The 24,435-nt window shown below is 71.1% G+C and carries 22 protein-coding genes; 19 read left to right on the top strand and 3 right to left on the bottom strand.

All coding sequences use genetic code 11. From position 1 onward, the window contains the following. Positions 1–119: 119 nt before the first annotated feature. From N4G70_RS18095 to N4G70_RS18080, 4 genes are all read left to right on the top strand, one after another. Complete coding sequence (locus tag N4G70_RS18095; protein WP_120720894.1) at positions 120–773, top strand: response regulator transcription factor; 654 nt, start codon at positions 120–122, stop codon at positions 771–773. A 5-nt stretch (positions 774–778) separates the two neighbouring features. Then, the gene (locus N4G70_RS18090) at positions 779–2,017 is read left to right on the top strand and encodes a HAMP domain-containing sensor histidine kinase (protein ID WP_261713683.1); all 1,239 of its coding nucleotides are present in this window, start codon (positions 779–781) and stop codon (positions 2,015–2,017) included. Positions 2,018–2,410: 393 nt separating this feature from the next. Next, positions 2,411–2,707, top strand: coding sequence for a DUF4193 domain-containing protein (locus N4G70_RS18085; RefSeq protein ID WP_053725482.1), 297 nt, complete (start codon positions 2,411–2,413; stop codon positions 2,705–2,707). A gap of 11 nt (positions 2,708–2,718) precedes the next feature. Then, entirely contained in the window at positions 2,719–3,729 is a 1,011-nt protein-coding gene (locus N4G70_RS18080) for a hypothetical protein (protein WP_388728679.1), read from the top strand. Positions 3,730–3,741: 12 nt separating this feature from the next. Here N4G70_RS18080 and N4G70_RS18075 read toward each other — a convergent pair whose 3' ends face one another. Next, positions 3,742–4,200, bottom strand: a complete 459-nt coding sequence (locus tag N4G70_RS18075) for a DUF3093 domain-containing protein (RefSeq protein ID WP_261713681.1) — start codon at positions 4,198–4,200, stop codon at positions 3,742–3,744. Between the two features lie 57 nt (positions 4,201–4,257). Here N4G70_RS18075 and N4G70_RS18070 point away from each other — a divergent pair, with 57 nt between their 5' ends. The 8 genes from N4G70_RS18070 to N4G70_RS18035 all read left to right on the top strand — a co-directional run bounded on the left by N4G70_RS18070 (position 4,258) and on the right by N4G70_RS18035 (position 11,897). Then, positions 4,258–4,842 carry a PaaI family thioesterase gene (locus N4G70_RS18070; protein WP_261713680.1) on the top strand — a complete coding sequence of 195 codons (585 nt, stop codon included), beginning with the start codon at positions 4,258–4,260 and terminating at the stop codon, positions 4,840–4,842. Next, a complete protein-coding gene (gene dut / locus N4G70_RS18065) occupies positions 4,839–5,372 on the top strand; it encodes a dUTP diphosphatase (protein WP_261713679.1) in 534 nt (177 codons plus the stop codon). Before N4G70_RS18070 ends, dut begins: the two co-directional genes overlap by 4 nt. Before the next feature lies 1 nt (position 5,373). Next, on the top strand, positions 5,374–6,156 hold the full coding sequence (locus tag N4G70_RS18060) for a DUF3710 domain-containing protein (RefSeq protein ID WP_261713678.1): 783 nt from the start codon (positions 5,374–5,376) through the stop codon (positions 6,154–6,156). A gap of 284 nt (positions 6,157–6,440) precedes the next feature. Further along, the gene (locus N4G70_RS18055; protein WP_261713677.1) at positions 6,441–7,175 is read left to right on the top strand and encodes an ABC transporter ATP-binding protein; all 735 of its coding nucleotides are present in this window, start codon (positions 6,441–6,443) and stop codon (positions 7,173–7,175) included. Between the two features lie 169 nt (positions 7,176–7,344). After that, positions 7,345–9,927, top strand: a complete 2,583-nt coding sequence (locus N4G70_RS18050; protein ID WP_261713676.1) for a sensor histidine kinase KdpD — start codon at positions 7,345–7,347, stop codon at positions 9,925–9,927. Beyond that, positions 9,924–10,616, top strand: a complete 693-nt coding sequence (locus N4G70_RS18045; RefSeq protein ID WP_261713675.1) for a response regulator — start codon at positions 9,924–9,926, stop codon at positions 10,614–10,616. Before N4G70_RS18050 ends, N4G70_RS18045 begins: the two co-directional genes overlap by 4 nt. Positions 10,617–10,763: 147 nt before the next feature. Next, a complete protein-coding gene (locus N4G70_RS18040) occupies positions 10,764–11,162 on the top strand; it encodes an OB-fold nucleic acid binding domain-containing protein (protein ID WP_100575930.1) in 399 nt (132 codons plus the stop codon). 3 nt (positions 11,163–11,165) lie between these two features. Beyond that, positions 11,166–11,897 carry a DUF3159 domain-containing protein gene (locus N4G70_RS18035; protein ID WP_261713674.1) on the top strand — a complete coding sequence of 244 codons (732 nt, stop codon included), beginning with the start codon at positions 11,166–11,168 and terminating at the stop codon, positions 11,895–11,897. Positions 11,898–11,970: 73 nt separating this feature from the next. On the opposite strand, the gene N4G70_RS18030 is transcribed toward N4G70_RS18035, so the two are convergent. Continuing rightward, on the bottom strand, positions 11,971–12,639 hold the full coding sequence (locus tag N4G70_RS18030) for a TrkA family potassium uptake protein (protein WP_120720883.1): 669 nt from the start codon (positions 12,637–12,639) through the stop codon (positions 11,971–11,973). Next, positions 12,639–13,307 (bottom strand): TrkA family potassium uptake protein, encoded by a 669-nt coding sequence (locus N4G70_RS18025; RefSeq protein WP_261713673.1) that lies wholly within the window; start codon positions 13,305–13,307, stop codon positions 12,639–12,641. The genes N4G70_RS18030 and N4G70_RS18025 overlap by 1 nt, the downstream gene beginning before the upstream one ends. Before the next feature lie 228 nt (positions 13,308–13,535). Between N4G70_RS18025 and N4G70_RS18020 the strand changes: the two genes are divergently transcribed. The 7 genes from N4G70_RS18020 (at position 13,536) to N4G70_RS17990 (ending at position 24,432) form a co-directional block, all read left to right on the top strand. Next, complete coding sequence (locus N4G70_RS18020; RefSeq protein WP_261713672.1) at positions 13,536–15,584, top strand: APC family permease; 2,049 nt, start codon at positions 13,536–13,538, stop codon at positions 15,582–15,584. A gap of 144 nt (positions 15,585–15,728) precedes the next feature. Then, complete coding sequence (locus N4G70_RS18015) at positions 15,729–17,069, top strand: class I SAM-dependent RNA methyltransferase (RefSeq protein WP_261713671.1); 1,341 nt, start codon at positions 15,729–15,731, stop codon at positions 17,067–17,069. A 175-nt stretch (positions 17,070–17,244) separates the two neighbouring features. Further along, the gene (locus N4G70_RS18010) at positions 17,245–18,072 is read left to right on the top strand and encodes a S8 family serine peptidase (RefSeq protein ID WP_261713670.1); all 828 of its coding nucleotides are present in this window, start codon (positions 17,245–17,247) and stop codon (positions 18,070–18,072) included. A gap of 282 nt (positions 18,073–18,354) precedes the next feature. Beyond that, positions 18,355–19,026: an ABC transporter ATP-binding protein gene (locus N4G70_RS18005; RefSeq protein WP_399035854.1), complete on the top strand. Its 672-nt coding sequence runs from the start codon at positions 18,355–18,357 to the stop codon at positions 19,024–19,026. A gap of 3 nt (positions 19,027–19,029) precedes the next feature. Beyond that, positions 19,030–20,952, top strand: coding sequence for an FtsX-like permease family protein (locus tag N4G70_RS18000; protein ID WP_261713668.1), 1,923 nt, complete (start codon positions 19,030–19,032; stop codon positions 20,950–20,952). 561 nt (positions 20,953–21,513) lie between these two features. After that, positions 21,514–22,794: an ROK family transcriptional regulator gene (locus N4G70_RS17995; RefSeq protein WP_261713667.1), complete on the top strand. Its 1,281-nt coding sequence runs from the start codon at positions 21,514–21,516 to the stop codon at positions 22,792–22,794. A 564-nt stretch (positions 22,795–23,358) separates the two neighbouring features. Further along, positions 23,359–24,432 (top strand): ABC transporter substrate-binding protein, encoded by a 1,074-nt coding sequence (locus tag N4G70_RS17990; protein ID WP_261713666.1) that lies wholly within the window; start codon positions 23,359–23,361, stop codon positions 24,430–24,432. Positions 24,433–24,435 lie beyond the last annotated feature (3 nt).

The following is a 24,435-nucleotide window of genomic DNA, read 5'->3' as shown; positions in this document are numbered from 1 at the left end:
CCCCGCACCGCCTTACCGCCGGTTTATGGCCGTAAGGGGCAGGATGGAAGCTCACAGTCACTGGTTCAGTGCACCGATCCGCCCGCGCCGACGCGGGTGACTAGGGAAGGAAATGCGCCGTGCGCGTACTCGTCGTCGAGGACGAGCAACTGCTCGCCGATGCGGTGGCCACCGGACTGCGCCGGGAGGCCATGGCCGTCGACGTCGTGTACGACGGCGCCGCGGCCCTGGAGCGGATCGGGGTGAACGACTACGACGTGGTGGTGCTCGACCGGGACCTGCCGAACGTCCACGGCGACGACGTCTGCCGCAAGATCGTGGAGCTGGGCATGCCCACCCGGGTCCTGATGCTGACCGCGGCCGGTGACGTCAGCGACCGCGTCGAGGGCCTGGAGATCGGCGCGGACGACTACTTGCCCAAGCCCTTCGCCTTCACCGAGCTGACCGCCCGCGTCCGCGCGCTCGGCCGGCGCACCACGGTGCCGCTGCCGCCCATCCTGGAGCGGGCCGGCATCAAGCTGGACCCCAACCGCCGGGAGGTCTTCCGCGAGGGCAGGGAGATCCAGCTCGCGCCCAAGGAGTTCGCCGTCCTGGAAGTCCTCATGCGCAGTGAGGGCGCCGTGGTGTCGGCCGAGCAGCTCCTGGAGAAGGCCTGGGACGAGAACACCGACCCGTTCACCAACGTCGTGCGGGTCACCGTCATGACCCTGCGCCGCAAGCTCGGCGAGCCCCCGGTGATCGTCACCGTGCCGGGCTCCGGTTACCGGATCTGACGGCGATGGCCGCCACCCCCGCGCCGCCCACGGCGCCCCCGAAGCCGGCCTGGGCCCCGAAGTCGGCCGAACCGCCCTTTCCCTGGCTCAGGCCCACCATCCGGATACGCCTGACGCTGCTCTACGGCGGCATGTTCATGATCGCGGGGATACTGCTCCTCTCGATCATCTATCTGCTCGCCGCCCAGGCCCTGCACGCGGGCAGTGCCCCCTTCAAGATCATGGGGGGCCAGAACATCACGTTGTCCAGCGGCAGTTGTCAGCTCCCCGCGTCGGGCACCTTCCAGGAGATCAACGACGCGATCGGCGTCTGCATGGCCCAGCAGCGCCAGCACGCCCTGGACAACCTCCTCAGCCGCTCCCTGCTCGCGCTGGTCGGCCTCAGCGTCATCGCCTTCGCGTTCGGGTACGCGATGGCCGGCCGCGTCCTGTCGCCGCTCGGCAGGATCACCCGCACCGCCCGCCGGGTGGCCGGTACGGACCTGACCCGGCGCATCGAACTCGACGGCCCCGACGACGAGCTCAAGGAGCTCTCCGACACCTTCGACGAGATGCTGGACCGCCTGGAGCGGGCCTTCACCGCCCAGCAGCGCTTCGTCGCCAACGCCTCGCACGAGCTGCGCACCCCGCTGGCGATCAACCGCACGCTCCTGGAGGTGCACCTGTCCGACCCGGGCGCCCCGGTGGAGCTCCAGCAGCTCGGCAAGACGCTGCTCGCCACCAACGAGCGCAGCGAGCAGCTCGTGGAGGGTCTGCTGCTGCTCGCCCGCAGCGACAACGAGATCATCGACCGCAAGCCCGTGGACCTGGCCGAGGTCGCCTCCCGCGCCATCGACCAGGCCAGGACCGAGGCCGAGGCCAAGAGCGTCGAGATCCGCGGCGAGCGGGCCGTGGCCGTGGTCCAGGGCAACGGCGTGCTCCTGGAGCGCATCGCCCTGAACCTGGTCCAGAACGCGGTCCGCTACAACATCCCCGAGGACGGCTGGGTCGAGGTGGTCACCGGGCTCAAGGACGGCCAGGCGACGCTGGTCGTGACCAATACGGGGCCGGTGGTCCCGGCGTACGAGATCGACAACATCTTCGAGCCGTTCCGGCGGCTGCGCACCGAGCGCACCGGCAGCGACAAGGGCGTCGGGCTCGGCCTGTCCATCGCCCGGTCGGTCGCGCGGGCTCATGGAGGCCGTATCATCGCGGAGCCCCGCGAAGGCGGCGGCCTCGTGATGCGTGTCACCCTGCCGGTCTGAGACGCTGCTCGAAGCTGTGGTGACAGTTCGCTTTGCGCGGAATTTTCGGGACCTTTCCCTGTGAGTTTCGTGTGTGATCAGTCACAAAGGCAAACTTCCGGTCACCTACTCTCCGTGATCGCCGAATCCCCTGGAATCCCGGGAAAAGTACGGGTTTCCGGGGGGTGAGATAACGGGAAGTACACGAGGTGGCACCGGTGAAGTGCGACATTAGGACCGTGTACGGTCCCGATCGCCATCCAAGACGATCACTCTTGAGGAGTGCGGTTGGGTGTCGATTGAGTAACAGACCTTGATGTGAGGCAAAATCTCCGCCTCAGGTCGGGCACAAGTCCGGCCTCTCACGCGTTACGTGCGCTGAGACACCGCAACCACCCAGAGGGGGAGAGCGACATGGCAACGGACTACGACACCCCACGCAAGACCGACGACGACGTCGATTCCGACAGCCTTGAAGAGCTGAAGGCCCGGCGCAACGACAAGTCCACCTCGACCGTCGACGTCGACGAGTACGAGGCCGCCGAAGGCATGGAACTGCCCGGCGCGGACCTGTCCAACGAAGAGCTCGCCGTCCGCGTCCTGCCCAAGCAGGCCGACGAGTTCACCTGCATGAGCTGTTTCCTCGTGCACCACCGCAGCCAGCTGGCCCGGGAGAAGAACGGCCAGCCGATCTGCCGCGACTGCGACTGAGCAGGCCTGCCGTGACAAGCGCGAAACCGCCCCGGAAGCGACCGTTCCGGAGGAAGGGTGCCCCGGGTTCCACCGAGGCACCCCAGGGCGGCACAGGCCCGGTGGAAGGCGTGGCAGCCCCCGCCGAGCCGGACGGCCTCCCTGTGGTGCGCGCGGTCGAGGGTGCACGTGACGCCGAGCGGGGCCCCCAGGCCTCGCTCGAAGCAGCGCTCACGGCACCGGAGACGGAGGACGAGGCGGGGCCCGCGGCCGGGGCCCGACGCCTGGACGCCCTGCGCAGGGGCGCTCTGGAGAAGGGTGTTCCCGCCCTGAAGAAGAGCGTTCCGGTGCTCAAGAAGGGCGTACGCAAGGGCGGCGAGGGCATGAAGGCCTCGCTCGGCCACCTTGCCGACCGGATCATCGACGTCGCCCCCCGCGTTCCCGTGCGGGACCTGGCGACGTTGCGCACGCATTTCCCCGGCCTCGGCCCGGAGGAGATCGCCGACAAGCTGATCGCGGGTGCCGCGAACGGCACCTCCACGGTCGGCGCGGGGATCGGCGCGGCCGCGATGCTGCCCGTCCCGCCGGCGATGCCCGCCGAGCTGGCCGCGGAGATCATCGGGGTCGCGGCCATCGAGCTGAAGCTCATCGCCGAGCTGCACGAGGTCTACGGCATGCGGCCGCCCGGCACGCTCAAGGAGCGGTCGCTGGCCTATGTCACCTCGTGGACCGAGGAGCGGGGCATCGACGTCACCAAGCCGACGTCGCTCAACTTCGCGCTCGGCGGTCAGATGAAGCGCGAACTGCGCCAGCAGATCATGAAGCGCATGGTCCGCAATCTGCCGAACCTGACACCGTTCATGGTCGGCGCGGCCGTCGGAGCCGTGCTCAACCGGCGGGACACCAAGAAGCTCGCCGCGCACATCAGGAAGGACCTGCGCGAACGCCAGGTTCCCTGGGACGCGCTGAGCGACCTGCCCGCCCTGGAACAGCCCGACAACCCGCTGCCGCAGGGCAACCCCCGCAAGGAGCTCGGCCGCTGAGCGGCGAGGGCCTCAGGCGGTACGGACCGCGTTCAGGGCCGCCTTGAGCGCCTCGGGGTCGCGGGTCGAGAGGTAGGCGTAGGGGGTCGGGTCCGAGGGATCCGTGATCTCCACCTTCACCGCCGTCGGGATGTAGGCCCGCAGCAGCATGAACGCGCGCGGATCGGCCTTGTGCAGCCGCCAGGCCCGCGCCTCCTCGGCGTCCAGGATCATGGGTTCGCCGAGCGCCTTCACCGGGATCCGGGCCTCCCCGGCGACCAGCGTGTCCGCGAGCACCCGGATCCGCACCGAGCCGTACGAGCTCACCACCACCCAGGACACCGCCGTGCCGCCCCCGAAACCGGCCAGCAGCGCGAGCGTGCCCACGGGCAGCAGCATCAGCGCGCACGCGACGCCGACCAGGACGGAGATGAACCACCACGAGCGGGGCACGGTCAGGCGTTCTGCGTACTGCGGGGCATTGGGCTGCATGAAAGCTAGCTTGGCACGGCGCGACCTGCGCCTTGACCGCGGGTAAGGTCTGCGGCTGTGACTGCTACATCTGCGTCCCTGACGCCCCCGACCGACGCCATGGCGCCGGTGCGGCACCCCGAAGCGCCCGCACCCGGCGAGCTGCTCGGTGCGCACTACGGGCACTGCTTCGGCTGCGGCGACGGACAGCCCCATGGACTGCATCTGGCCGCCCGGGCCGGCCAGGGCGTGACCGTCACCGCCGAGTTCACCGTACGAGAGGCCCACCAGGGCGCCCCGGGTCTCGCCCACGGCGGGGTGCTGGCCACCGCGCTCGACGAGACGCTCGGCTCGCTGAACTGGCTGCTGCGGGTGATCGCGGTGACCGGCCGGCTGGAGACGGACTTCGCCCGCCCGGTGCCGGTCGGCACGGTGCTGCATCTGGAGGCCGAGGTCACCGCGGTGGCCGGCCGCAAGATCTACTCCCGGGCCGCCGGCCGCATCGGAGGCCCCGAGGGGCCCGTCGCGGTCCGCGCCCAGGCCCTCTTCATCGAGGTGAAGGTGGACCACTTCATCGACAACGGACGACCGGCCGAGATCCAGGCCGCGATGTCCGACCCCGACCAGGTCAGGCGCGCCCGCGCCTTCGAGGTGAACCCGTGACGCGTGAACCCGTAGATGTCCTCATCCGCCGTGTCGACCCGGAGGTGCCGCTCCCGGCGTACGGGCACCCGGGCGACGCCGGCGCCGATCTGGTCACCACCGAGGCCGCCGAACTCGCGCCGGGGGAACGCGCGGTCCTGGCGACCGGTGTCTCCATCGCGCTGCCCGACGGGTACGCGGCCTTCGTGCACCCCCGTTCCGGGCTCGCCGCCCGGTGCGGTGTCGCCCTGGTGAATGCCCCGGGGACGGTGGATGCCGGGTACCGTGGAGAGATCAAGGTGATCGTGGTCAACCTCGACCCGCGCGAGAGCGTGCGGTTCGAGCGCTTCGACCGCATTGCCCAACTGGTCGTCCAGCAGGTTGAGAAGGTGCGCTTCCACGAGGTGGCGGAACTTCCCGGCTCGGCGCGGGCCGAGGGGGGCTTCGGGTCCACCGGCGGGCATGTGGCCGTGGACGGTTCGGCCGCCACTGGCGGCACAACGGGTGGGAATCGATACGCTTCGGTCGTATCCGACCGGGAAGGACAGTGACGTGTTCGGACGTCGCAAGAAGAGCGGTACCGCCGAGGACTCGGCGGGCGAGGCCGAGCAGGTTGTCGAGGGCACCGCGTCCGCTGAGAACGACGCGGCCGGAGCCGATGGCGAGGCCCAGGTGCGCAGGGTGAACCTGCCGCCGGCGCCCCGTCCGGACGGACCCTGGGACGTTTCCGAGGTGAGCGAGCCCGGCGAGGGCCGGGTGGACCTCGGTGGACTGTTCGTCCCCGGGGTCGAGGGCATGGAGCTGCGGGTCGAGGTCGCGGGCGACGCGATCGTGGCGGCCACGGTCGTCCTGAACGACAGCGCGGTCCAGCTCCAGGCCTTCGCGGCCCCCAAGAAGGAAGGCATCTGGGGCGAGGTCCGCGAGGAGATCGCCTCCGGCATCACCCAGCAGGGCGGCATCATCGACGAGGTCGAGGGCCCGCTGGGCTGGGAGCTGCGTGCGCAGGTCCCGGTGCAACTGCCCGACGGCACCAATGGTGTCCAGCTGGTCCGCTTCGTGGGCGTGGACGGCCCGCGCTGGTTCCTGCGCGGTGTCATCTCCGGCCAGGGCGCGGTGCAGCCGCAGGCCGCCGGGCTCCTGGAGACGATCTTCCGTGACACCGTCGTGGTGCGCGGCGAGGGCCCGATGGCGCCCCGCGACCCGATCGTCCTGAAGCTCCCCAACGACGCGCAGATGGTCCCCGAGGGCGTCCAGCAGGAGGACCAGGAGGGCTCGCGCTTCTCCGGCGGCATGGGCCAGCTCCAGCGTGGCCCCGAGGTCACCGAGATTCGCTGACGCTCCGTCAGGTATCGGATGGGCCGCTTCCCCGGACCGGGGGCGCGGCCCATCGGCGTGTGGGGGGCCGGCGGTCCGTCGCCGCGGCCGGCCCCAACTGCCGCCGCGCGCACGGCGGATGAGGAGGGCCGGGCCGCCCGTCCGCCCGGCCCGCCCCGGTTGCCCGGGAGGCCACCGCCCACCCGGACCGCCCGGGCCGATCCCCTCGTGACGCATTGCCCGGCCGGGTGCGATCTGCCCATACTGGCGCCGGCCGCGCACAGTCACGTACGGGGGAGACACGCATGACGCAGAGCACCAGCGGGCAGGGCGGCGGGACGGCCGTCGCGGGCAGACCGGGCGGCCCGATGGTCCGGGTCGACAACCTGCACCGCTCCTACGGAAGCGGGGCCGCCGCCGTGCACGCGCTGCGCGGCGTCTCCTTCGAGGTGCCGCGCGGCGAGCTCGTCGCCCTCAAGGGGCGTTCGGGCTCCGGCAAGACCACCCTGCTCAACCTCCTGGGCGGCCTCGACCGGCCCGATCAGGGCACGGTCACCGTGGACGGCACCGAGGTGGTCGGTCTGGGCGAGGAGGGGCTCCTGGAGCTGCGCCGCGACCGGATCGGCTTCATCTTCCAGTCCTTCGGCCTCATCCCCATCCTCAGTGCCGCCGAGAACGTCGGGGTCCCGATGCGGCTCAAGAAGGTCGCCCCGCGCGAGCGCGAGGAACGCGTCGCGCTGCTGCTCTCCCTGGTGGGCCTCGGTGACCACGCCGCCCAGCGCCCCGGCGAGCTGTCCGGCGGCCAGCAGCAGCGCGTCGCCATCGCCCGCGCGCTCGCCAACCGGCCCGCCCTGCTCATCGCGGACGAGCCCACCGGCCAGCTCGACGCCGAGACCGGGCTCGCGGTGATGGAGCTGCTGCGCGCGGTCGTCCGCAGCGAGGGCGTCACCGCCCTGGTGGCCACCCACGACAGCCAGCTCCTCGGCTTCGCCGACCGCGTCCTCGAACTGGGCGACGGGCAGATCACCGACCACGGCTGAGCGGCGCCCCCTCGGGGGCGGGGCGTCAGAACCGCCGCGCCCCTCGAAGGCGTGGCGTCAGAATCGCGTCAATACGCGGCCCCCGCCCCACCCCCACCCCATTTGCCGGAATTGTTGGCCGTAAGGTCGACGCAGCGTACGTAGCTGACTTCTGAAAGACAATGGGGCCATGGCACGCGGCAAGCTTCGGATCTACCTCGGCGCGGCGCCGGGCGTCGGCAAGACCTACGCCATGCTCTCCGAGGCGCACCGCCGGGTGGAGCGAGGCACGGACTGTGTCGTCGCGTTCGTCGAGCACCACGGGCGGCCGCGCACCGAGGTCATGCTGCACGGCCTGGAGCAGATCCAGCGGCGCCCGATCGAATACCGGGGGAGCCTCTTCACCGAGATGGACGTCGACGCGGTCCTGGAGCGCCGCCCCGCCGTCGCCGTGGTGGACGAACTCGCGCACACCAACGTGCCCGGCGCCCGCAACACCAAGCGCTGGCAGGACATCGAGGAGCTGCTCGCCGCCGGCATCGACGTCGTGTCCACCGTCAACATCCAGCACCTGGAGTCCCTCGGCGACGTCGTCGAGTCGATCACCGGCGTACGCCAGCGCGAGACGGTGCCCGACGAAGTGGTGCGACGGGCCGACCAGATCGAGCTCGTCGACATGTCGCCCCAGGCGCTGCGCCGCCGCATGGCGCACGGCAACATCTACACCTCCGACAAGGTCGACGCGGCCCTGTCCAACTACTTCCGGCCCGGCAACCTCACCGCGCTGCGTGAACTCGCCCTGCTGTGGGTCGCCGACCGGGTCGACGAGTACCTCCAGCAGTACCGCGGCGAACACGACATCAAGTCCACCTGGCAGGCCCGCGAGCGCATCGTCGTCGGACTGACCGGCGGCCCCGAGGGCCGCACCCTCATCCGCCGGGCCGCCCGCATGGCCGCCAAGGGCTCCGGCAGCGAGATCCTCGCCGTGTACGTGGCCAGGAGCGACGGGCTGACCTCGGCCTCGCCCAAGGAACTCACCGTCCAGCGCACCCTCGTCGAGGACCTCGGCGGCAGCTTCCACCACGTCATAGGCGACGACATCCCGGCCTCGCTGCTCGCCTTCGCACGCGGCGTCAACGCCACCCAGATCGTCCTCGGATCCAGCCGCCGCAAGGCCTGGCAGTACATCCTGGGCCCCGGCGTCGGGCAGACCGTGGCCCGCGACTCCGGGCCAGACCTCGACGTCCACATCGTCACCCACGACGAGGTCGCCAAGGGCCGCGGCCTTCCCGTGGCCCGCGGCGCACGGCTCGGACGGGCCCGCATCGTGTGGGGCTGGGCGGCCGGCGTGATCGGCCCGGCCCTGCTCACCGTGCTGCTCACCAATGTCGAGGCGGACCTCGGGCTCGCCAACGACATGCTGCTGTTCCTGACGCTGACCGTCGCCGCGGCCCTGCTCGGCGGCCTCTTCCCGGCCCTCGCCTCGGCCGCGTTCGGCTCGTTTCTGCTGAACTACTTCTTCACCCCGCCCGTCCACCGGATCACGATCGCCGACCCGAAGAACATCGTCGCCATCGTCATCTTCGTCCTGGTCGCCCTCTCGGTCGCCTCCGTCGTCGACGTCGCCGCCCGCCGCACCCACCAGGCGGCCCGGCTGCGCGCCGAATCCGAGATCCTCTCCTTCCTCGCGGGCAGCGTCCTGCGCGGCGAGACCAGCCTGGACGCCCTCCTGGAGCGGGTCCGCGAGACCTTCGCCATGGAATCGGTGGCCCTCCTGGAGCGCGCCGGAGACGTGGAGCCCTGGACGTGTGCGGGCAGCGTCGGGCCGCGCCCGGTCGCCCGCCCCGAGGACGCCGACGTCGACATGCCCGTCGGCGACCACATGGCGCTCGCCCTGTCCGGGCGGGTGCTGCCCGCCGAGGACCGACGGGTGCTCGGCGCCTTCGCCGCCCAGGCCGCCGTCGTCCTGGACCGCAGGCGCCTGGTGGGGGAGGCCGACCAGGCCCGCAAGCTCGCCGAGGGCAACCGCATCCGCACCGCGCTGCTCGCCGCCGTCAGCCACGACCTGCGCACCCCGCTCGCCTCCATCAAGGCCGCGGTCAGCTCACTGCGCTCCGACGACGTCGAATGGTCCGAGGAGGACCGCGCCGAACTCCTCGAAGGCATCGAGGACGGCGCCGACCGCCTCGACCACCTCGTGGGGAACCTCCTCGACATGTCCCGCCTCCAGACCGGCACGGTGACCCCGCTGATTCGCGAGATCGACCTCGACGAGGTCGTGCCCATGGCGCTCGGCGGCGTCCTGGAGGACAGCGTCGTCCTGGACATCCCCGAGACCCTGCCCATGGTCGAGGTCGACCCGGGCCTGCTGGAGCGGGCCGTGGCCAATGTCGTCGAGAACGCCGTCAAGTACAGCCCGCCGCACCAGGCCGTCACGGTCGCCGCCAGCGCCCTCGCCGACCGCGTCGAGATACGCGTCACCGACCGCGGCCCGGGCGTCCCCGACGCCGCCAAGGACCGCATCTTCGCCCCCTTCCAGCGCTACGGGGACGCACCGCGCGGCGCCGGTGTGGGCCTCGGCCTCGCCGTCGCCCGGGGTTTCGCCGAGGCCATGGGAGGCACCCTGGCCGCCGAGGACACCCCCGGCGGCGGCCTCACCATGGTCCTCACCGTCCGCGCCGCCCCCGGCCGGACCGCACATCCCCCGGACCCCGACCCCCTCATGGACCGAACCGCTCAGCCCGCAACCGCAGAAGGCAGGGACCCCAGATGACCCGGGTGCTCGTGGTCGAGGACGAGCCGCAGATCGTGCGCGCGCTCGTGATCAACCTCAAGGCACGGAAGTACGAGGTGGACGCGGCCCCCGACGGCGCGAGCGCCCTCCGGCTCGCCGCCGCCCGCCACCCCGACGTGGTCGTCCTCGACCTGGGGCTGCCGGACATGGACGGCGTCGAGGTCATCCGGGGGCTGCGCGGCTGGACCCGGGTCCCCATCCTGGTGCTCTCCGCCCGCCACACCTCCGACGAGAAGGTTGAGGCGCTCGACGCGGGCGCCGACGACTACGTCACCAAGCCCTTCGGCATGGACGAGCTGCTCGCCCGGCTGCGCGCCGCGGTGCGCCGGGCCGAGCCGGTGGGCGGCGCGGACGGCGCCGACGACGTGGTGATGGTGGAGACCGAGGGCTTCACCGTCGACCTGGCCGCCAAGAAGGTCAACCGCGAGGGCCGCGACGTACGCCTCACGCCGACCGAGTGGCACCTGCTCGAAGTGCTGGTCCGCAACACCGGCCGCCTGGTCAGCCAGAAACAGCTCCTCCAGGAGGTCTGGGGGCCTTCCTACGGCACCGAGACCAACTATCTGCGGGTCTACATGGCCCAGCTCCGCCGCAAGCTGGAACTCGACCCCTCGCACCCGCGCCACTTCATCACCGAACCGGGCATGGGCTACCGCTTCGAACGCTGACGGCGCCCGGCTCGCGGGGCCCCGCCTCCCCCCGCGTCAACACCGCACCGTGGGCCGACCCGTTTCACACCGGCGCTGTACGGCAGCCGTATCCGTGCTGACCACATGCTTTGATCCGGAGGCCGTGTCCACCGGTACGCTTTCTGTATGAGTGCTGACCTTCGTACCGAGAAGCCCGCGGGCCGGTTCCGCCGGATGCTCGACCGGCTGTCCACCTCGCAGGAGGACCTGCACTCCGCGGAACTGCAGGAGGACACGCAGGCCACGGGGTGCACCCGCATCTCCGAGTGCAGCGACCGCCAGATAGTCAAAGTGACTGGTACCTTGCGGACCGTCACCCTGCGCCCCCGGGCGGGAGTGCCGGCGCTGGAGGCCGAGCTCTTCGACGGCACCGCCCCACTGGACGTGGTGTGGCTGGGACGGCGCTCGATCGTGGGCATCGAGCCGGGCCGCAAGCTCATCGCTTCGGGCCGGATCTCCTTGAGCCACGGCCGGCGGGTCCTGTTCAACCCCAAATACGAACTCCGACCGCTCGGACAGGAGTAGCCGGTGACGTCAGTCGACAAGCCGACCACCACCCCCGCCCCGCCCGCCGACGCGAAGGCCGTCACCGAGGCCGCGCTCTTCGAGGCGTTCGGCGGGGTGCGCGGCATGGTGGAGACGGTCCTTCCGGGACTGCTCTTCGTCACGATCTTCACGGTCAACAAGGACCTGCACGTCTCGGCGATCGCCGCCCTCGCGGTGTCGCTGCTGCTCGTCGTGGTCCGCCTGGTCCGCAAGGACACCATGAAGCACGCCTTCAGCGGTGTCTTCGGCGTCGCCTTCGGCGTGGTCTTCGCGATGATGACGGGCAACGCCAAGGACTTCTATCTGCCGGGCATGCTCTACACCCTGGGCCTGGCGCTGGCGTACATCGTCACCACCCTGTGCGGGGTGCCCCTGATCGGGCTCATCCTCGGCCCGGTCTTCAAGGAGAACCTGTCCTGGCGCACCCGCAACCCGGGCCGCAAGAAGGCGTACGCGAAGGCCAGTTGGGCGTGGGGGCTGATCCTGCTCGCCAAGTGCGCGATCCTCTTCCCGCTGTACTGGTGGGCCAACACCTCCCAGCTCGGCTGGGTCCTGATCGCCCTGAAGATCCCGCCGTTCCTGCTCGCGGTCTGGCTCACCTGGGTCTTCCTCGCCAAGGCGCCGGCGCCGATCGACGTCTTCGCCGAGATGGAGGCGGAGGAAGCGGCCGAGAAGGCCCGCAAGGCCGCCGCCCACGGGGAAGCCGGGGCGTAACGCTCCTTTCACGAACAGAGCGAGGGCCCGCGACCGTCACGGTCGCGGGCCCTCGGCCGTGTGATGCGGTCGATCAGCTCTCGCGGCGGACCGAGAGCAGGTCCTCCAGCTGTTCCTCGCGGGCCTGCGCCGCCACGAACAGGAGCTCGTCGCCCGCCTCGAGGGTCTCCTCCTGGCTCGGCGTGAGCACCCGCGTCCCGCGGATGATCGTGACGAGCGAGGTGTCCTCCGGCCACGCCACGTCCCCGACCTGCGTGCCCGCCAGCGCCGACTCCGGCGGCAGCGTCAGCTCGACCAGGTTGGCGTCGCCATGGCTGAAGCGCAGCAGGCGTACGAGATCACCGACGCTCACCGCCTCCTCGACCAGGGCCGACATCAGACGCGGCGTCGAGACGGCGACGTCCACGCCCCACGACTCGTTGAACAGCCACTCGTTCTTCGGGTTGTTGACCCGGGCCACCACCCGCGGCACCCCGTACTCGGTCTTCGCGAGCAGCGAGACGACCAGGTTCACCTTGTCGTCGCCGGTGGCCGCGATGACCACGTTGCAGCGCTGGAGCGCCGCCTCGTCGAGTGAGGTGATCTCACAGGCGTCCGCGAGCAGCCACTCCGCGAGCGGCACCCGCTCCACCGAGATGGCCGTGGGCGCCTTGTCGACGAGGAGCACCTCGTGCCCGTTCTCCAGGAGCTCGCCCGCGATGGAACGGCCCACCGCGCCGGCCCCGGCAATCGCCACACGCATCAGTGACCGCCTTCCTCGGGGCCCTGGGCGAACGCCGCCTCGACCTTGTCGACCTCGTCGGTACGCATCATCACGTGCACCAGATCGCCCTCCTGCAGCACCGTCTGGGACGACGGCAGCACCGCTTCGCCCAGCCGGGTGAGGAACGCGACGCGCACGCCGGTCTCCTCCTGGAGGGTGCTGACCTTGTGGCCGATCCACGCCGTGGAGGTGTGCACCTCGGCGAGCTGTACGCCACCGCTCGGGTCGCGCCACAGGGGCTCCGAACCGGACGGCAGCAGCCGCCGCAGCATCTGGTCGGCGGTCCAGCTGACCGTGGCGACCGTCGGGATGCCCAGGCGCTGGTAGACCTCGGCGCGCCGCGGGTCGTAGATCCGCGCCGCCACGTTCTCGATGCCGAACATCTCGCGCGCCACCCGGGCCGCGATGATGTTGGAGTTGTCGCCGCTGGAGACCGCCGCGAACGCGCCGGCCTCCTCGATGCCCGCTTCGCGCAGGGTGTCCTGGTCGAAGCCGACGCCGGTCACCCGGCGCCCGCCGAAGCCCGACCCCAGCCGACGGAAAGCCGTCGGGTCCTGGTCGACCACCGCGACGGTGTGACCCTGTAGTTCCAGGGCTTGCGCGAGAGCGGCTCCCACTCGCCCGCAGCCCATGATGACGATGTGCACGTCCCCTTACCCCGCACTCCTGGTCGCCCCGATGACCTGCGCAAACACCCTGCTCACTACTTCCTTCTCGGCTAGCCGGGCAACAGCGTGGCAACAGAAATCCACGTTGCCGCGTGCTGAGCTTATGCGGCATGCCCGAGGTTGTACTCACTCAGTGCCCCTATGGCGCACACCGCCCCGGGGGAGGCGGGTGGGCCTTATCCGGACACAGCGCTTACGATCCTCTGCGTGTCCAAACTGACCGACGTGCCCAAACGGATCCTGATCGGCCGGGCGTTGCGCAGCGACAAGCTGGGAGAAACGCTCCTCCCCAAGCGCATCGCACTTCCCGTCTTTGCCTCCGACCCGCTCTCGTCCGTTGCGTACGCACCCGGAGAAGTCCTCCTGGTGCTGTCCGTGGCGGGTGTGTCGGCGTACCACTTCAGCCCCTGGATCGCGCTCGCGGTCGTGGTGCTCATGTTCACGGTGGTCGCCTCCTACCGGCAGAACGTGCACGCCTACCCGAGCGGCGGCGGCGACTACGAGGTCGCCAACACCAACCTCGGGCCGAAGGCCGGACTCACCGTGGCGAGCGCCCTGCTCGTCGACTACGTGCTGACCGTGGCCGTCTCCATCGCCTCCGGCATCGAGAACCTCGGCTCGGCCATCCCCTTCATCGTCGAGCACAAGGTGCTCTGCGCGGTCGCCGTCATCGTGCTCCTGACGCTGCTGAACCTGCGCGGCATGAAGGAGTCGGGCAAGCTCTTCGCCATCCCGACCTATGTCTTCGTCGCCGGCGTCTTCCTCATGATCGCCTGGGGCGCGTTCCGCGGGATCGTGCTCGGCGACACCATGAAGGCGCCGACCGCGGACTACACGATCAAGGCCGAACACCAGGGACTGGCCGGCTTCGCCCTGGTCTTCCTGCTGCTGCGCGCCTTCTCCTCCGGCTGTGCCGCGCTCACGGGTGTCGAGGCGATCAGCAACGGCGTCCCCGCCTTCCGCAAGCCGAAGTCGAAGAACGCCGCGACCACGCTCGCCCTCATGGGCGGCCTCGCCGTCACCATGTTCTGCGGCATCATCGCGCTGGCCATGAGCACCCATGTGCGGATGGCCGAGAAGCCCGGCGAGGACCTGCTGCACAACGGCTCGCCGCTCGGCTCGGGATACGTGCAGAACCCGGTGATCTCGCAGGTCGCCGAGGCCGTCTTCGGCCACGGCAGCTTCCTGTTCGTCGTGCTCGCCGCGGCCACCGCGCTGGTCCTGTTCCTCGCCGCGAACACCGCCTACAACGGGTTCCCGCTGCTCGGCTCGATCCTCGCCCAGGACCGCTACCTGCCCCGCCAGCTCCACACCCGCGGCGACCGCCTCGCGTTCTCCAACGGCATCGTGCTGCTCGCCGGCGCCGCCGTCCTGCTCGTGGTGATCTACGGCGCGGACTCGACCCGGCTGATCCAGCTCTACATCGTCGGCGTCTTCGTCTCGTTCACGCTCAGCCAGACCGGCATGGTCCGCCACTGGAACCGCCACCTGGCCGACGAGACCGACCCGGCCAAGCGCCGGCGCATGGTCCGCTCCCGCGCGATCAACGCCTTCGGCGCCTTCTTCACCGGTCTCGTCCTGGTCGTCGTCCTGGCCACCAAGTTCACCCACGGCGCGTGGGTCGCGCTGCTCGGCATGGTGATCTTCTACGGAACGATGACCGCGATCCGCAAGCACTACGACCGCGTCGCCGCCGAGATCGCCGCCCCCGACGAGCCCTCCGACGACAGCCTGCGGCCCTCCCGGGTGCACTCGATCGTCCTGGTCTCCAAGGTCCACCGCCCCACCCTGCGCGCCCTGGCCTACGCCAAGCTGATGCGCTCCGACCAGCTGGAAGCGCTGTCGATCTCGGTCGACCCGGCCGAGACCAAGGCGCTCAAGGAGGAGTGGGAGCGGCGCGGCATCAACGTGCCCCTGAAGATCCTCGACTCGCCCTACCGCGAGATCACCCGGCCGATCATCGAGTACGTACGGGGCCTGCGCCGCGAGAGCCCGCGCGACGCGATCAGCGTGTTCATTCCCGAGTACGTCGTCGGCCACTGGTACGAGCACCTGCTGCACAACCAGAGCGCGCTGCGGCTCAAGGGCCGCCTCCTGTTCACCCCCGGCGTCATGGTGACCTCCGTCCCCTACCAGCTCGAATCCTCCGAGGCCGCCAAGAAGCGGGCCCGCAGGCGGGCGGACTGGAACGCCCCGGGTTCCGTGCGCCGCGGCCCCGTGGCACACCGGCCCAAGGAGCCCAGCAACAAGGGCTGAGCCGTGCCGAGCCGCAGGGGGCGGAGGGCACACGTACGGTGGCGGACGGCCGGGCGACACCCACGTAGACTGGTGGGCTGATCGCCCGGCCGTCCGCCGTTCCCCCCGGCCGTTTCCTTCCCTCACCCCTGGAGTCACCCACCCATGCAGCAGAACGCATCCGAGCCCTCGCAGGCGTCGCTGGTCGGGGAGGAGTACGAGGTCGAGGTCGGCCCCGTCGCGCACGGTGGCCACTGCATCGCCCGCACCGCCGAGGGCCGCGTCCTGTTCGTACGCCACGCCCTGCCCGGCGAGAAGGTCGTCGCCCGCGTCACCGAGGGCGAGGCCGACGCCCGCTTCCTGCGCGCGGACGCCGTACGGATCGTCGAGGCGTCCAAGGACCGCGTCGAGGCGCCCTGCCCCTTCGCGGGCCCCGGCAAGTGCGGCGGCTGCGACTGGCAGCACGCGAAGCCGGGCGCCCAGCGCCGCCTCAAGGGCGAGGTCATCACCGAGCAGCTCCAGCGCCTTGCGGGCCTCACCCCCGAGGAGGCCGGCTGGGACGGCACGGTCGTACCCGCCGAGGGCGACAAGCTCCCCGCGGGCCAGGTCCCGGCGTGGCGCAGCCGCGTCCAGTACGCCATCGACGAGGAGGGCCGCGCGGGCCTGCGCAAGCACCGCTCGCACGACGTCGAGGTCATCGACCACTGCCTGATCGCCGCGCCGGGCGTCTCGGAGCTGGGCATCGAGAAGCGCGAGTGGCCGCAGCTCGCGTCGGTCGAGGCGATCGCGGCGTCGGGCTCGCACGACCGCCAGGTCGTTCTCACCCCCACCCCCGGCGGCCGCCTGCCCCTGGTCGAACTCGACAAGCCGGTCTCGGTGCTGCGCGTGGAGGAGAAGGACGGCGGCGTCCACCGCGTCCACGGCCGCGCCTTCGTCCGCGAGCGCGCCGACGGCCGCACCTACCGCGTGGGCATGGGCGGCTTCTGGCAGGTCCACCCGCAGGCGCCGGACACCCTGGTGAAGGCCGTGATGCAGGGCCTGATGCCGCGCAAGGGCGAGATGGCGCTCGACCTGTACTGCGGCGTCGGCCTGTTCGCCGGTGCGATCGCGGAGCGGGTCGGCGAGACCGGCGCGGTCCTGGGCATCGAGACCTCCAAGCGCGCCGTGGAGGACGCCCGCCACAACCTGGCCGACCTGCCCCGCGTCCGCATCGAGCAGGGCAAGGTCGAGCAGGTCCTGCCCCGCACGAAGATCACCGAAGCGGACCTGATCGTCCTGGACCCGCCCCGCGCGGGCGCCGGCAAGCAGACGGTCAAGCAACTCGCGGCCCTGGGCGCCCGCCGCATCGCCTACGTAGCCTGCGACCCCGCGGCCCTGGCCCGCGACCTGGCGTACTTCGCGGAGGCGGGCTACAAGCCGCGCACGCTGCGGGCGTTCGATCTGTTTCCTATGACGCATCATGTGGAGTGCGTGGCGATTCTTGAGCCGGTCACAAAGGGCGCCTGACCTGCGGGTTCGGGGGGCGTGTGTGATGCGCGGTGTGGGCGTTACGGGCGATATCTTGAGGCTGAGATGACGCTCCCCGAGGCGTCCTGACGCTCATTTCCGGCGGGTCGAACCCTTGGGCAAGCCTCCGTCCTGCACCTCCCGCGGTGTCGACACAGAGAGCTGTCAGGCATGGGTGTCTGAGACCCGGCTCGATGTCGCCATGGTCCACTCGCTTGCCCCGCAGGCCCGCATCCTGGTCGCCGCCTCGCCCGTGGACGAGACGCAGGGCGAGAGCGGCATGCCTGAGATGATGCGCGTCCTGGACCACCTCACACGGCACCGCCTGGCGGACGTGGTGTCCATGAGTTTCGGCTCCGTCGAGCAGAACTTCGCCAACCCCGCGTCCATACCGGCCTACGGTGCGGCCTTGGACCGGGCCCGCGCGGCGGGCACGACCCTGGTCGCCTCCTCGGGAGACCTGGGGGCCAGCGGCCCGCTGGGCGACCACCCCGACCGGCACTACCCCCGGCGCGTAGTGGCCTGGCCTGCGTCCGACCCCCGGGTGACCGCCGTCGGCGGGAGCCTGCTGCACGTCGACCCCCGGGGCCACCGCAGCTCTCGCGACACACTGTGGCCCAAGTCGGGGGCCGGACACTCGTCGCGCTTTGCGCGCCCGGCATGGCAACGCCCGGCCACCGCCGGTGACGCCGTACCCGGCCGTTCGGTTCCGGACATCGTGATGCAGGGGTCTTCCGGCACCTCCCAGTCGGCACCGCTCTTCGCCGGTGTGCTCGCCCTTGCGGCGCAGGTGCACCACGGCCCGCTCGGCGACATCAACCCCGTCCTCTACCGGCTGGGAGCAGCCGGCCTCGCCGCCGGGATCGTCGACGTCACCCAGGGCTCCAACACCTACGCCGAAGTCCCCGGGTTCACGGCGGGGCCGGGCTTCGACACGGCCAGCGGCTGGGGCACGGTCGACGTGCCCCGGTTCGTCCGGGCCTTGGCCCGTGCCGTGACGTGAACCGTCCGGTGGACCGCGCAGGGCCTCCCGTTGGGCATGACCGCGTGATGGTGGCCGTGTTATGACGAGCGGAGTCGTGCCCGGGCGGCCAAAGGCCCCCGGGCAGTACATACGGAAGCGAGAGTGCACGTGAGCGAGCACGCAGGCGCCCGAGCCGGCCATCACTTAGGCCAGGCCGCACAGGGCCGGCCGCGAGGCGGCGCCGAGCCGCCCTCCGCAGAGGGCGCATGGGCGGTGCGCCTCGCCGGCGTGCGTAAGGTGCACGGAAGCGGCAGGTCCGCGGTGACGGCACTCGACGGGGTCACCACGCAACTTCCGTACGGGACGTTCACCGCCGTGATGGGCCCCTCCGGATCCGGCAAGAGCACCTTCCTGCACTGCGCGTCGGGTCTGGACCGCCCCGACCACGGCACCGTTGAAATCGGCGGCCGGGATCTGGGACCGCTGACGGAGCGAGAGTTGACCAGGCTTCGGCGCGAGCGGATCGGGTTCGTCTTTCAGGGGTTCAATCTTCTGCCCTCGCTGACCGCTGAACAGAACATCACGCTTCCGGTGCGGCTGGCCGGCCGGCACACCCGACTCGACCGGCCTTGGCTGGAGCGGCTGCTGGACCACACCGGGCTCGGTGAGCGGCGCCGACACCGGCCGGCCGAACTCTCCGGCGGCCAGCAGCAGCGGGTGGCCATTGCCCGCGCGCTCATCACCCGCCCCGACGTGGTTTTCGCCGACGAGCCCACCGGCGCCCTGGACACAGCCTCCGCCCGCAAGGTCCTCGAACTGCTTCGCCGTCTCGTGGACGAGGTCGGCCAGACGGTCCTGATGGTCACCCACGACCCGGCGGCGGCCTCGTACGCCGACGCCGTCCTGATCCTGGTCGACGGCGCGGTCACGGAAGTCCTGCACGGGGCATCCGCCCGCGCCATCGCCGAGCACATGGCACGACTGGGAGCCTGACCTATGTTGTTCCTCCTGGCGTGGTGGTCCATCCGCGCCCGCAAGGTCTCGTTCGCCGGATCCTTCGTGGCCATGCTCTGCGCGCAGACACTGATCACGGCCTGTGCGGTGCTGCTCGACGCCGGCCGCCGGGCGACGCCGGGGCAGGGGGGCGCCGACGTGGTGTCCTTCGTCGCGCCCTTCGGCTTCATCTGCCTGTTCGTCATGGCCTTCGCGGTCTCGGGCGCCTTCGCCCTCTCCGTGCAGCAGCGAACCAGGGAGGTGGCCCTGTTACGAGCCGTCGCCGCGACGCCCGGCCAGGTCCGTCGGCTCATCGCGTACGAGGCGCTGGTCGTGACCGCGGTCGCCGCCGTCCCGGGCTGCGGGCTGGGCCTGCTGCTCGCCGTGGAACTGCGCGCCTGGCTGGTGGCCCAGGGCCTGATCCCTGGTGCTTTCCCCCTCGACTTCGGCCCGCTGAGCGTCCTGTGCGCCGTACTGATCTGCTGGGTGACCGCCGAGGCGTCGGTGTGGAGCAGCGGCCGACGTGCCTCTCGGGTGCGCGCCGTCCAGGCACTGGGCGAGGCATCGGTGCCGCGCCGCCGGGTGGGTGTGGCTCGCGCCTGCTCAGGTCTCGCTGTTCTGGCCGGGGGCGTGTGGGGGCTCAGGGCGATCGGAAGGGCGGGGGGCTCCGACGCGGCCAACACGGCGGGAGTCATGGTCCTGGTGCTGATGACCGCTGTCGGACTGCTCGCCCCCTGGATCGGCAAACTGGCCGGTGCCGCGCTCGGCCTGCTCTGCCAGGCACTGTTCCCGGTGGTGGGGCTGCTGGTGAAGAGCAACCTCACCACCAGCTACCGACGGCTCGGCACCGCCGCCACCCCGCTCGCCCTCACGGTCGCATTCGCCGCTGTGGCCCTGTTCGTACCGCAGATGAAGTGGCACGAGCAGTCCCAGCAGGACCGGCAGCGCATGGTGGCGGACCGGATCGTGCAGAGGGTCGGCGACGGGCTTCCGGCCTCGGCCGTCTCAAGGGTCCGCAGCTCGCCAGGGGTTGGCACTGCGGTGGCCACCACGGGCACCTCCGTGACGGTCGTCGACGATCCCGAGTCCGGGCGACTGGGCCCCGGCGGCGTCGCGCAGGCAGTCTCGGACGGACCGCTGGAGGACGTTCTCGATCTCGGCGTCATCGAGGGCCGGATGAGCCCGTGGGGAGCGCGCGACGTCGCGTTGAGCCAGGACCTGGCCCGGCGCGCCCATATCCGGGCGGGAGACGAAGTGCGCCTCGCCCTGGAGGACTCGCGGGTGGAGAAGGTCAGGGTCGCAGCCGTCTACAGCCGCTCCCGCGGCTTCGGCGACGCCGTCCTGCCCCAGAGCCTTGCAGCCGGGCACCTGTACGGCAGGCCGCTGCTCCTGGACGCCGTGTACGTACGCGCGCAGTCCGGCCGGGAGGGGCAACTGGACGGGGCCCTCGCGGCACTGCACCGGAACGAGCCGTCGTGGCAGGTGCTCGACCGCGCCGCCTACCGGGCCGAGGCGCTGCGCCGGCAGGACGCCTCCATGGCCGCCACCTATCTGCTCCTCGTGGTGGTGACCGTCTTCACCTCGATCTCCGTCGTGAACACCCTGGTGATGACCACAATGGAACGTTCCGGCGAGTTCGCGCTGCTGCGTCTCGTGGGCGCCTCGCGCAGACAGGTCGCCCGCATGATGCGCCTGGAGAACGCGGTGATCGTGCTGGCTGCGCTCCTGGTCGGATCACTGGTCGCGGGCACCGTTTTGTCGGTGACCAGCCACGCCCTGACCGGCTCGTCGCGCCTTCGTCTCGACGGTGCCACGCTCGCTCTCATCCTGGGCGGCGCGGGCATCCTCGCCCTTGCCACAGGCGTGTCCACCACGCGCATCGCTCTGCGCCAGCGCCCGTCAACCGCACTGCGAGGAGCCGAGTAGAAGGCCGGTGTCGCGGCCGGCCGGGCAGGACCGGGGCCTCTGGCCCGTGCGGCGTGATCCGTTCGGGCCGGGGGCCTTTGCGCTGCCTGGAATTCACCGCGACAGACGTGTGAACCCGTTTCGCTCACCTCATGTGAAATCCATGTGTACAACCATGAGGAACACGCTTGTTCGGCATCCCTCGCCGACTGAAGATATCCATGTCACACCGAACCGGCTCACTGCTCGCTGATCACAGCTGCAGCACGGCACAGCCGCAGTGCCGAGCGCGCGTCACCGGGCGGGAGCGGGCGGCGCCGTGCTGCGGGGGCGGGGGAACGGCGGGCGGCGCGGTGCGTCGGCGTCCGTAGCGTGGGCGGCCCCTGGGCAGCACCCTCCCGGTTTGCTAGCTTCGGGCCATGGTCCCGCAGGCTGAGAACTTCGCGTCGCGTCGCTATGTCGACCTGCGACGCCAGGGCACGGCCACCTGTCGCCCCAGCTGAGGCGGCCGGGAGCAGCACGTCCGGTTCCGCCGAGTACGAGACGGCGCGGTGTCGGACCAGCTCCCCGAGGAAGTACCCCATGTCCCCTTCAGCGGCCCCCCTTTCCCTGCTCGACCCACCCACCGTCCCGGCAGCGCGCCGGGCCGCCGACGGCGCCCGGCGCCGGACCAGCGCCAGCGCCGTCCTGCGCTCCGTCCTTGAGCACGGCCCCGTGGCCCGCAGCACCATCGCCCGTCTGACCGGCCTCTCCCCGGCATCGGTGACCGACCACTGCGCGCGCCTGGACGCGCTCGGCCTGATCCGGGAGACCGCCGCGCCCCGGCGGTCGAAGGGGGCCGGGCGGCCGCATGTGCCGGTCGATCTGGACGCCGACCGGTTCGTGGTCGGCGGGGTGCACGTGGCCGTGCCGCACACCAGCGTCGCCCTGCTCGACCTGCGCGGGCGCGTGGTCGCGGAGCGCCGCCTGGGCCATGACGCGGGCACCGGGCCCGACCGCGTCCTCGCCAACGCCGCAGACGGGCTGGGCGCGCTGCTCCGCGCGGCCGAGGGCCGCGTCCCGCTGGGTGTCGGGGTGGCGGCCGGCGGCTGGGTGGACCGGGATTCCGGGACCGTCGTGGAGCACGCCCTCCTCGGCTGGCGGGACGTCGCCGTACGCGACACGATCGGTGAACGCACCGGTCTGCCGGTCCAAGTCGACGGTCACGCACGGGCGTTGGTGAACGGGGAGCGACTGTTCGGGCGGGCGCGGGGGAGCCGGAGCATGCTGCACCTCTTCGTCGGCAACGTGGTGGACGCCGCCTTCGCCACCCACGACGAGGTGCACCACGGCCCCCGCTCGCAAGCCGGCGCCATCGCCCATCTGCCGCTCGCGGGCGGCACCGAACCGTGCGAGTGCGGCCGAATCGGCTGCCTCCAGGCCGAGTTGAGCGAACGCACCCTGTGCCGCCGGGCCCGCGAACACCACGTCATCCGCACGGCCAACCCCGTGCACGTGGTGCGGGCGGCGGCCGCCGGCGACCCGGTCGCCATACGCCTGCTCGTGGAGCGGGCCGGGATGATCGGACGCGCGACCCGGTTGCTGCTCGACGTCCTCAACCCGGAGACCGTCGTCGTCACCGAGGTCGGCGTGATGTACCGGCAGGACTGCCTCGACGCGCTGCGGGAGGCGGTGGGGCGGCATGACGTGCTGGTCGTGCCGAGCAGCTTCCCGGACTCGGTCCTCGCGGTGGCGGGCGGTTCGGTGGCGCTCGACGTGCTGTACCGGGATCCACTGGCCGTGCCGACGGGGCCGGCGACAGGACCGCGGAATCGAATTAATTCAGAAACTCCGAATGTTGACAGGGAATGCGCGCGGACGTGAGGATTCTGCGTATGAGCAGCGCGCAGGAATTCTCCCCGGTAGCCATCCGGTCGCGGCAGGTCCGCGACCGGAGCGCCGGTGTCGCGCCGAGGCCCTCGCGACCGGTTCTCCTGACCAGGTGCCGGGTCATCGACCTCATGCGGATCGGCCGCACCCAGTGTTGCTGACGCGCCGTCGTCGCCGCGATCGTGCTCGTTGTCGCTGACGCACCGATGAGCCGGTGAACTGACGCGCGCCGAAAGGCCGATGACCGCGCGGGCGACCTTCACGCGCATCCAGGTGCGGCCGCCGGTCCGTGCACCGATCCGGCGCGGTCCTGCTGCCTCGGCCCCGGCCGTCCGGTGAATCTCCGGAAATCCCTGCGAATCCCATCCCCTGCGAATCACCTGCGAATTCCCTGTAAACGTCTGACGGCGCGCGAAACGTCTGACGGCGCGTGCCTGAATTCGCTTTCGCTTCACGCCCGGCCGCTGCGGGCCCGCCTTCTCCTTCGTCTTTTCGGTGCCGACCTGCCCGTCCGCACTTCCGCGCGCCTTCTTCCTGCTGCCCTCACGGAGTCCTGCCATGCCACCAGTGTCCCCAGCCGTACCCGGAGTCGACCGGCGGCTGTTCCTGTCCTCTCTGCTCGGTGTCGCCGCCGCTGCCGGCCTCAGTGGCTGCGCGGGGGCCCGGGCCGCCGACACCGTGACCAAGGGGGCCGCGTCCGCCCCGCTGTCCACCACCGTCCCGGCCGGCACCGCTCTGAAGATCGCCTCGTACCAGGGCGTCCAGCAACTCCAGTTCAAGCTCGCCGGGTTGGGTGATCTGCCGTTCACCGTGTCGGACTGGGTGAACATCGGCGCCGGTCCCGACGTCATCAACGCCTTCCGCGCCAAGTCCCTCGATGTAGCCAACAACGCGGGGATCCCACCGATCCAGGCGCACTTCCAGGGATACGACGCGAAGATCGTCGCGATCGGTGTCACCCGCAAGCCGACGTACGTGTTCGCCACCAGGCCCGGGAGCGACATCAGGGATGTCCAGGGCTTCAAGGGCAAGAAGCTGGCCTTCTCGCAGGGACAGGCGCAGGGCGTCGTACTGCTGCGCGCCCTGAAGCAGGCGGGGTTGACGCAGGACGACGTGAAGCTCGTGCCGCTGACCAGCAATCAGTTCTTCACCGCGCTCCAGGCCGGGCAGGTCGACATCGCCCCGCTCGCCAACAGCCAGGCCCCCGCCTACCTCAAGCAGTACGGGCCCAAGGGCGCCCACACCATCACCACCGGGGTGGTCGACCTGCTCAACCTGCTGTGGGCGCCGGCCTCCGTGCTCGCCGACCCGGCTAAGGCGGCGGCGGTCGCCGCGTACGTCCCGCGCTGGGCCAAGGGCCAGGTGTGGGCGTACGAACACCCCGACGTGTGGAACGAGGAGTTCTACGTCAAGACCCAGAACCTCACGCTCGCACAGGCCCGGTCCATCACCGCGCCCGCCAACAAGCCGCTTTTCCCGCCGAGTTGGGACGAGGCGGTCCGCTGGGAGCAGGAGACGGCGGATCTCCTCGCCGAGGGCGGCTTCGTGAAGAGGTTCCAGGTCGACTCGCTCTTCGACTGCCGCTTCGAGGGCCTCGCGGCCCAGGCCGTCGCGGCCCAGTACCAGAGGTGACGG

The organism is Streptomyces sp. ASQP_92, from assembly GCF_025399895.1.
GTDB lineage: Bacteria > Actinomycetota > Actinomycetes > Streptomycetales > Streptomycetaceae > Streptomyces.
This window is presented reverse-complemented; position numbering and strand designations above follow the sequence as displayed.

Coding starts and splice junctions, on each gene's coding strand:
- N4G70_RS18090 (WP_261713683.1), top strand. CDS start 779: ATGGCCGCCACCCCCGCGCCGCCCACGGCGCCCCCGAAGCCGGCCTGG.
- N4G70_RS18085 (WP_053725482.1), top strand. CDS start 2,411: ATGGCAACGGACTACGACACCCCACGCAAGACCGACGACGACGTCGAT.
- N4G70_RS18075 (WP_261713681.1), bottom strand. CDS start 4,200: ATGCAGCCCAATGCCCCGCAGTACGCAGAACGCCTGACCGTGCCCCGC.
- N4G70_RS18055 (WP_261713677.1), top strand. CDS start 6,441: ATGACGCAGAGCACCAGCGGGCAGGGCGGCGGGACGGCCGTCGCGGGC.
- N4G70_RS18050 (WP_261713676.1), top strand. CDS start 7,345: ATGGCACGCGGCAAGCTTCGGATCTACCTCGGCGCGGCGCCGGGCGTC.
- N4G70_RS18045 (WP_261713675.1), top strand. CDS start 9,924: ATGACCCGGGTGCTCGTGGTCGAGGACGAGCCGCAGATCGTGCGCGCG.
- N4G70_RS18040 (WP_100575930.1), top strand. CDS start 10,764: ATGAGTGCTGACCTTCGTACCGAGAAGCCCGCGGGCCGGTTCCGCCGG.
- N4G70_RS18030 (WP_120720883.1), bottom strand. CDS start 12,639: ATGCGTGTGGCGATTGCCGGGGCCGGCGCGGTGGGCCGTTCCATCGCG.
- N4G70_RS18015 (WP_261713671.1), top strand. CDS start 15,729: ATGCAGCAGAACGCATCCGAGCCCTCGCAGGCGTCGCTGGTCGGGGAG.
- N4G70_RS18000 (WP_261713668.1), top strand. CDS start 19,030: ATGTTGTTCCTCCTGGCGTGGTGGTCCATCCGCGCCCGCAAGGTCTCG.
- N4G70_RS17995 (WP_261713667.1), top strand. CDS start 21,514: ATGTCCCCTTCAGCGGCCCCCCTTTCCCTGCTCGACCCACCCACCGTC.
- N4G70_RS17990 (WP_261713666.1), top strand. CDS start 23,359: ATGCCACCAGTGTCCCCAGCCGTACCCGGAGTCGACCGGCGGCTGTTC.